Below are 5,502 nucleotides of genomic sequence, written 5' to 3'. Positions count from 1 at the left end.
GCGCAGCGGCCTGACCCCCGAACACGGCGAGGTGCTGGTCACCGGTGCCAGCGGCGGGGTCGGCAGTTTTGCCATCAGCCTGCTGTCGCGCCTGGGCTACTCGGTGATCGCCGCCACCGGGCGTCCGGAGGAGGCTGACTACCTCAAGGCGCTGGGCGCCAGCCGCATCATCGAGCGCGCCGAGCTGTCCCAGCCGGGGCGTCCGCTGGCCAAGGAACGCTGGGCGGCGGCCATCGACTCGGTGGGCAGCCATACGCTGGCCAACGTCTGTGCCGGCACCGCCGCCGATGGCCTGGTGGCCGCCTGCGGGTTGGCCCAGGGCATGGATTTCCCGGCCTCGGTGGCGCCCTTCATCCTGCGTGGGGTGAGCCTCTTGGGGATCAACAGCGTGACCCGTCCCTATCACGAGCGGGTGCATGCCTGGGAACGCCTGGCCGCCGAGGTGGACCAGCAGCACCTGCAGCGGATCACCCGCGAAGTGGGCCTGGAAGAGGCCCTGACCGTCGCCCACGAGTTGCTTGAAGGCAAGGTTCGCGGGCGGGTGGTGGTCGACGTCAACCACTGATATAAACCCCGGGCCGCGCTGTCGGAACGCCGTGCGCGGCCTGGGTTGTTGCATGTTTCAGGTCCGACGCGAGCCCCGTGCCACGGGGCTTCTTCGCGGCCCTTCGTCCTCTTGATCCGAGGTTGCCTGTTTCATGTCCATTTCCCCTCAGCGCCCCCTCTGGCAGGTGTACCTGGTCTTCCTGCTGCCCATGGTGCTGTCGAATTTCCTGCAGTCGTTTTCCGGCACCCTCAACGGTATCTACATTGGCCAGTTGCTGGGCACCCAGGCGTTGGCGGCGGTGTCGGGGATGTTCCCCATCGTGTTCTTCTTCATTGCCCTGGTGATCGGCCTGGGGGCCGGTGCCTCTGTGCTGATCGGCCAGGCCTGGGGTGCCCGGGAGCTGGATGCGGTGAAGTCGGTGGCCGGCAGTACCCTGATGCTGGGGGCCTTGATCGGCCTGCTGGGGGCGGTGCTGGGCATGCTGTTCGCCCGCCCGGCCCTGCAGGGCCTGGGCACACCGGCGGATGTACTGGACGACGCAGTGGGCTATGCCCGGGTGATGATGCTGATCATGCCGCTGCTGCTGGTGTTCGTGCTCTACACCCAGTTGCTGCGGGGTGTCAGCGATACCCTGTCGCCCCTGCTGGCCTTGATGGTCTCGACCCTGGCGGGGCTGCTGCTGACCCCGGCGTTGATCCGTGGCTGGCTGGGCCTGCCGCCCATGGGTATCCAGAGTGCGGCCTTCGCCGGGCTGGCGGGAAATATCCTGGCCATGGGGTTTCTGGTCTGGCGCCTGAGTGGCCGCGACCACCCCCTGGCCCCGGACCGGGCGCTGTTCGCGGCGCTGCGGCTGAACCGGGCGATACTCGGCAAGGTGCTGCGCATCGGCCTGCCCACCGGGGTGCAGATGGTGGTCATCTCGCTTTCCGAACTGGTGATCCTGGCCCTGGTCAACCGCCACGGTTCCCAGGCCACGGCGGCCTATGGCGCGGTGACCCAGATCGTCAACTACGTGCAGTTCCCGGCGCTGTCGATCGCTATCACCGCCTCGATCCTCGGCGCCCAGGCCATCGGCGCCGGGCGCCTGGAGCGCATCACCCCGATCCTGCGTACCGGGCTTGCGATCAACCTGTGCCTCACCGGCGCCCTGGTGCTGCTCGGCTACCTGATTTCCCACTGGCTGCTGGGCCTGTTCATCATCGACCCGGCAGCCCTGGTGCAGGCCCAGCACCTGCTGCACATCATGCTCTGGAGCATCCTGGTGTTCGGTTTCCAGGCGGTGGTCGGCGGCATCATGCGCGCCAGCGGCACGGTGCTGGTGCCGGTGGCGATCTCGATCTTCTGCATCCTCGGGGTGCAGGTGCCGGCGGCCTATGTGCTGGACGCACATTTCGGCCTGCAAGGGGTGTGGATGGCGTTCCCGGTGGCCTACCTGACCATGCTGGTGCTGCAGGTCTGCTACTTCAAGCTGGTGTGGCGCCACAAGGAGATCCAGCGCCTGATCTGAGGCCCGCGCTCAAGCGCCGCCGGCCAGTGGCTGCCGGGGCGGGCGCAGGTCGCGAACCACCAGGTACAGCAAGGGCCCGATGGAGACGAAGACCGCCGTCAGCAGCAGATAGGGCAGCACCGAACGCCAGGAGCGCCCACGGGCGCGGGCGTCTCCCAGCATCCACGCAGCCGCCAGCAGCGCCATCAGGTACAGGTCGATCACCACTTGTGCGGTGTCCGGGCGCGACAGCAGTTGCAGGCCGAATTGCAGCAGCGACTGTTCGGCCTGGAACAGGCAGTACAGGGTGTAGGCACTGAAGCCCAGTAGAGCCAGCAGGGCGGGGTAAGGGTGGCGCATGGCGCAGTCCTCGATCAGGGATGGGCAGGGTGTACGGCGCGGCGGTTGCGGGTGGCCAGGCCCAGCAGCAGATACAGCAGGCCGGCTGCGCCACAGCCAAAGATCAGGCTTTGCGACAGCAGGGAGTCGAACAGGTACAGCGGGTCGTCGCGCAGGCGTTGATGCAATCCGGCATGCAGCAGGGCGAGCGCCGCCAGCCACTGGCGGGCAAGCTCGCGCACGCGACGGCGCCGATGGCCGCACAGCTGGACCAGCCCGGCACACAGGGGGACGTGCAGGGCAATGAACAGGTGCTGCCCGAGCATGGGGTCGAGGTCGCGCAGGCCATACAGCAGGCGCCATTCACGCTGCGCCACGGCATCCAGCTCATGGCCGGCGAACAGCCCGATGCAGAGTCGCCAGAGTGTGTTTTTCACGGTGAAAATCCTTGAACAAGCGGGAGCGAACAGGCTAAGTGGCAAGCCTGTTGTCACTCAATGACCCCCCAGGTCATAGACAGCGGGGCGCTTCAGGCTGTCAGCTGGGGCGGTGCGACTTTCACTTTCAAGGATTGAACAGCGATGACTTCCAACCAGCAGGCTCCCGGCGCAGGCCGGGTGATCCGCGTGGCCGGGCCCGATGATGTGCCGGCCATGCTCGAGTGCGACACCTATGCCCAGGCCCACGCCAGCCGGGGCGATGCCGTACGCGTGGCGGTGGGCCGTGGCCAGGGTTGGGTGGAGGTGGCGGCCGGCCGGGTCGTCGGCTACCTGCTGCTGAACCATGACTTCTTCGACCATGGCTTCGTGTCCCTGGTGGTGGTGGCTCCGGGGCAGCAACGCCAGGGCGTGGCCCGGCGCTTGCTCGACGCCGCCGAGCAGGCCTGTCGCACGCCCCGGCTGTTCATCTCCACCAACCAGTCGAACCTGGCGGCCCGGGGCCTGATTGCCAAGGCCGGTTTCCAGCCCAGTGGGGTGATCGAGAACCTCGACGGGCAGGACCCCGAACTGATCTTCTGCAAGCGTGTGGGCTGAGCCGGGATGCCTGTGCCCGACAGCGGTCGCGCCGCCATGCCCTGCACCCTTGAAGCTCCCCGCGCCGGGCCCTTGCCGGTGGGCGCACAGTTGCGCCAGTTACGGCGCCAGGCGCGCTTGAGCCAGTTGGACCTGGCGTTGCAGGCGGGGATTTCCCAGCGCCACCTGAGCTGCGTCGAGACCGGCCGCGCCCAGCCCAGCCCGGCCTTGCTGGATGCGCTGCTGACCACCCTGGACACCCCCTTGCCCCAGCGCAACCGGGTGTTCCTCGCCGCGGGCTATGCGCCGCGCTACGCCGCCTTGCCCCTGGCCGACCCCGGCCTGGCGCCGGTGCGCGCAGCGCTGATGCACCTGCTCAAGGCCAACAACCCGGCGCCAGCCATCGTCATCGACAGTGGCTGGCAAGTGCTGGCGGCCAATCAGGCTACCGCGGCGCTGTTCCAACTGCTGGGGTTGTCGCAACACGCCATGGAACAGGGCTTCAACCTGTTGACGGCCCTGCTGGAGCCCGGTGGTTTCGGTGACTGCCTGATCAATGCCGAGGAGGTGCGCCAGGTGGCCTGGCAGCGGGCCTCCCGAGAGGCCATGGGCGACCCCGGCTTGGCGGCGCTGCTGGCCGGCCTGCCGTTCCCCGGAGAGTCGCCGGCGACCCCGAGCCCGGCCGAGCCGTTGCTGCTGACCCGGGTGCGCGGGCCCGGGGGCGAGCTGCGTTTTCTGTCCACCTTCACCACCTTCGGCATGCCCCAGGACATCACCGTGGCGTCGCTGCGCATCGAACACCTGATTCCCGCTGACGAGCCGACCTGGCAGGCCCTGACCCTGGCTTGCGAACGCCTGGGCGAACTCGAACCGGGTTAGATCGCCAGGGCCCGGGCCGGCAGCCCCTGGGCGCTCGCCAGCGCCGGCAGTGCCCCGGCCAGCACCATGCGGGTCAGGGTGGCCGCGACGCTCTGGAAGTCCCTGCTGGAGGGCTGGGCTACGCCGCTCATCAGGGCGATCTGCCAGCCCAGGGTGGGGTAGGTCTGGGTCGCCGCTCCTATGAACAGCAGCAGGTGCTCCGGGGCAATGGCGCGGATCAGGCCACGTTCGGCCCAATTGCGCAGGCAAGCGATTTCACTGCGGTTCTGCGCCTCCAGGCTTTCACGCCAGGCCTCTGGCAACTGCTGCGCGCCGTGCAGCAACTCGCTGCAGAGAATCTTCGAACGCAGGGGGAAATCCTCGACGATCTGCATCCGCGCCTCGATGTAGGCCTGCAACGCCTGCGCCGGATCGGCCTCCGGGCGCAGCAGCCGCGACGCCTGGTGCAAGGGTTCCAGCAGGGGCTGCAGGACTTCGGCGTAGAGGTTTTCCTTGGTGTGGAAGTAGTAGTACAGGTTGGCCTTGGGCACCCCGGCGCGCAGCGCGATATCCAGGGTCTGGCAGGCACTGAAGCCCTTGGCGGCGAACTCGTTGCGGGCGGCATCGAGGATCAGTTGCCGATGCCGCAGGCGCGAGCGGCGTTCCTGGCGGGCTGGCGCTGGCACCCGGGGCGCTGCCGAGTCGGCCTCAAGCGCCTGCGGGGTCAGGCAAAACGGGGTGGATGAGGGGCAGTGCATGGGCAAATCTCGGGGGTGTGAAATCGCAATATACAAAAGTATATAGCGAAACACCTGCCTCAGGCGTCGGCGCTGCTGTCTCGGCTGTTTCATAGAGGGGCGAACAGAGGAGGCAAGGCCGGAACGGTGCGCCGTTCCGGCTGGCGGCAGGCTCAGGCGCGGCGCTTGCGCAGCCAGCGTCGGGCCAGGTAGCCGTAGACCCAGAGGTTGATCAGCAGCACCAGGCTGCCCAGCCACAGCTGAATGCCCGGGGTCAGCCCGCCGGGGTAGATCAGCGGGATCAGGTAATGCTCGATGAAGCCGGCGCCGTAGCCGTCCTGGCCGGCGGCGTGGCGCAGCAGGTTTTCCCAGCGGGTCAGCGGGCACTCCAGGTGCAGCACTTCCACTGCCACGCCCCAGGCCGCGGCGGGCAGGTGCAGCAGCATCAGCCGCGGGTGGCGCAGCACCAGCAGGCCGCCCAGCAGCACGAAGACGATAAAGGACAGGTGAAACAGCACCAGG

General features: G+C 68.1%; 8 protein-coding genes. 4 read left to right on the top strand and 4 right to left on the bottom strand.

What is annotated here, in order from left to right:
• A partial coding sequence (locus F6S12_RS29345) for a zinc-binding dehydrogenase (RefSeq protein ID WP_315869657.1) occupies positions 1-565 on the top strand: 565 nt, incomplete at its 5' end.
• A 133-nt stretch (positions 566-698) separates the two neighbouring features.
• Entirely contained in the window at positions 699-2,054 is a 1,356-nt protein-coding gene (locus F6S12_RS29340) for an MATE family efflux transporter (RefSeq protein WP_011060739.1), read from the top strand.
• 9 nt (positions 2,055-2,063) lie between these two features.
• Here the strand turns inward: F6S12_RS29340 and F6S12_RS29335 are convergent, their stop codons facing one another.
• Both F6S12_RS29335 and F6S12_RS29330 read right to left on the bottom strand, forming a co-directional pair.
• Positions 2,064-2,393, bottom strand: a complete 330-nt coding sequence (locus tag F6S12_RS29335) for a DUF2834 domain-containing protein (RefSeq protein ID WP_011060740.1) — start codon at positions 2,391-2,393, stop codon at positions 2,064-2,066.
• A 14-nt stretch (positions 2,394-2,407) separates the two neighbouring features.
• Positions 2,408-2,809 (bottom strand): DUF6713 family protein, encoded by a 402-nt coding sequence (locus tag F6S12_RS29330; RefSeq protein ID WP_315869656.1) that lies wholly within the window; start codon positions 2,807-2,809, stop codon positions 2,408-2,410.
• A 144-nt stretch (positions 2,810-2,953) separates the two neighbouring features.
• Here F6S12_RS29330 and F6S12_RS29325 point away from each other — a divergent pair, with 144 nt between their 5' ends.
• Both F6S12_RS29325 and F6S12_RS29320 read left to right on the top strand, forming a co-directional pair.
• The gene (locus F6S12_RS29325; RefSeq protein WP_053150808.1) at positions 2,954-3,406 is read left to right on the top strand and encodes a GNAT family N-acetyltransferase; all 453 of its coding nucleotides are present in this window, start codon (positions 2,954-2,956) and stop codon (positions 3,404-3,406) included.
• Positions 3,407-3,412: 6 nt separating this feature from the next.
• The gene (locus F6S12_RS29320) at positions 3,413-4,264 is read left to right on the top strand and encodes a helix-turn-helix domain-containing protein (RefSeq protein WP_123430975.1); all 852 of its coding nucleotides are present in this window, start codon (positions 3,413-3,415) and stop codon (positions 4,262-4,264) included.
• On the opposite strand, the gene F6S12_RS29315 is transcribed toward F6S12_RS29320, so the two are convergent.
• Positions 4,261-5,001, bottom strand: a complete 741-nt coding sequence (locus tag F6S12_RS29315) for a TetR/AcrR family transcriptional regulator (protein ID WP_172621744.1) — start codon at positions 4,999-5,001, stop codon at positions 4,261-4,263. The two genes, F6S12_RS29320 and F6S12_RS29315, sit on opposite strands and share 4 nt — an antisense overlap.
• A gap of 152 nt (positions 5,002-5,153) precedes the next feature.
• A complete protein-coding gene (locus tag F6S12_RS29310; RefSeq protein ID WP_315869655.1) occupies positions 5,154-5,501 on the bottom strand; it encodes a DUF2784 domain-containing protein in 348 nt (115 codons plus the stop codon).
• Position 5,502: the final 1 nt, after the last annotated feature.

The sequence above is a fragment of the Pseudomonas sp. JV245A genome (genome assembly GCF_032424515.1).
Lineage (GTDB): Bacteria > Pseudomonadota > Gammaproteobacteria > Pseudomonadales > Pseudomonadaceae > Aquipseudomonas > Aquipseudomonas protegens.
This window is presented reverse-complemented; position numbering and strand designations above follow the sequence as displayed.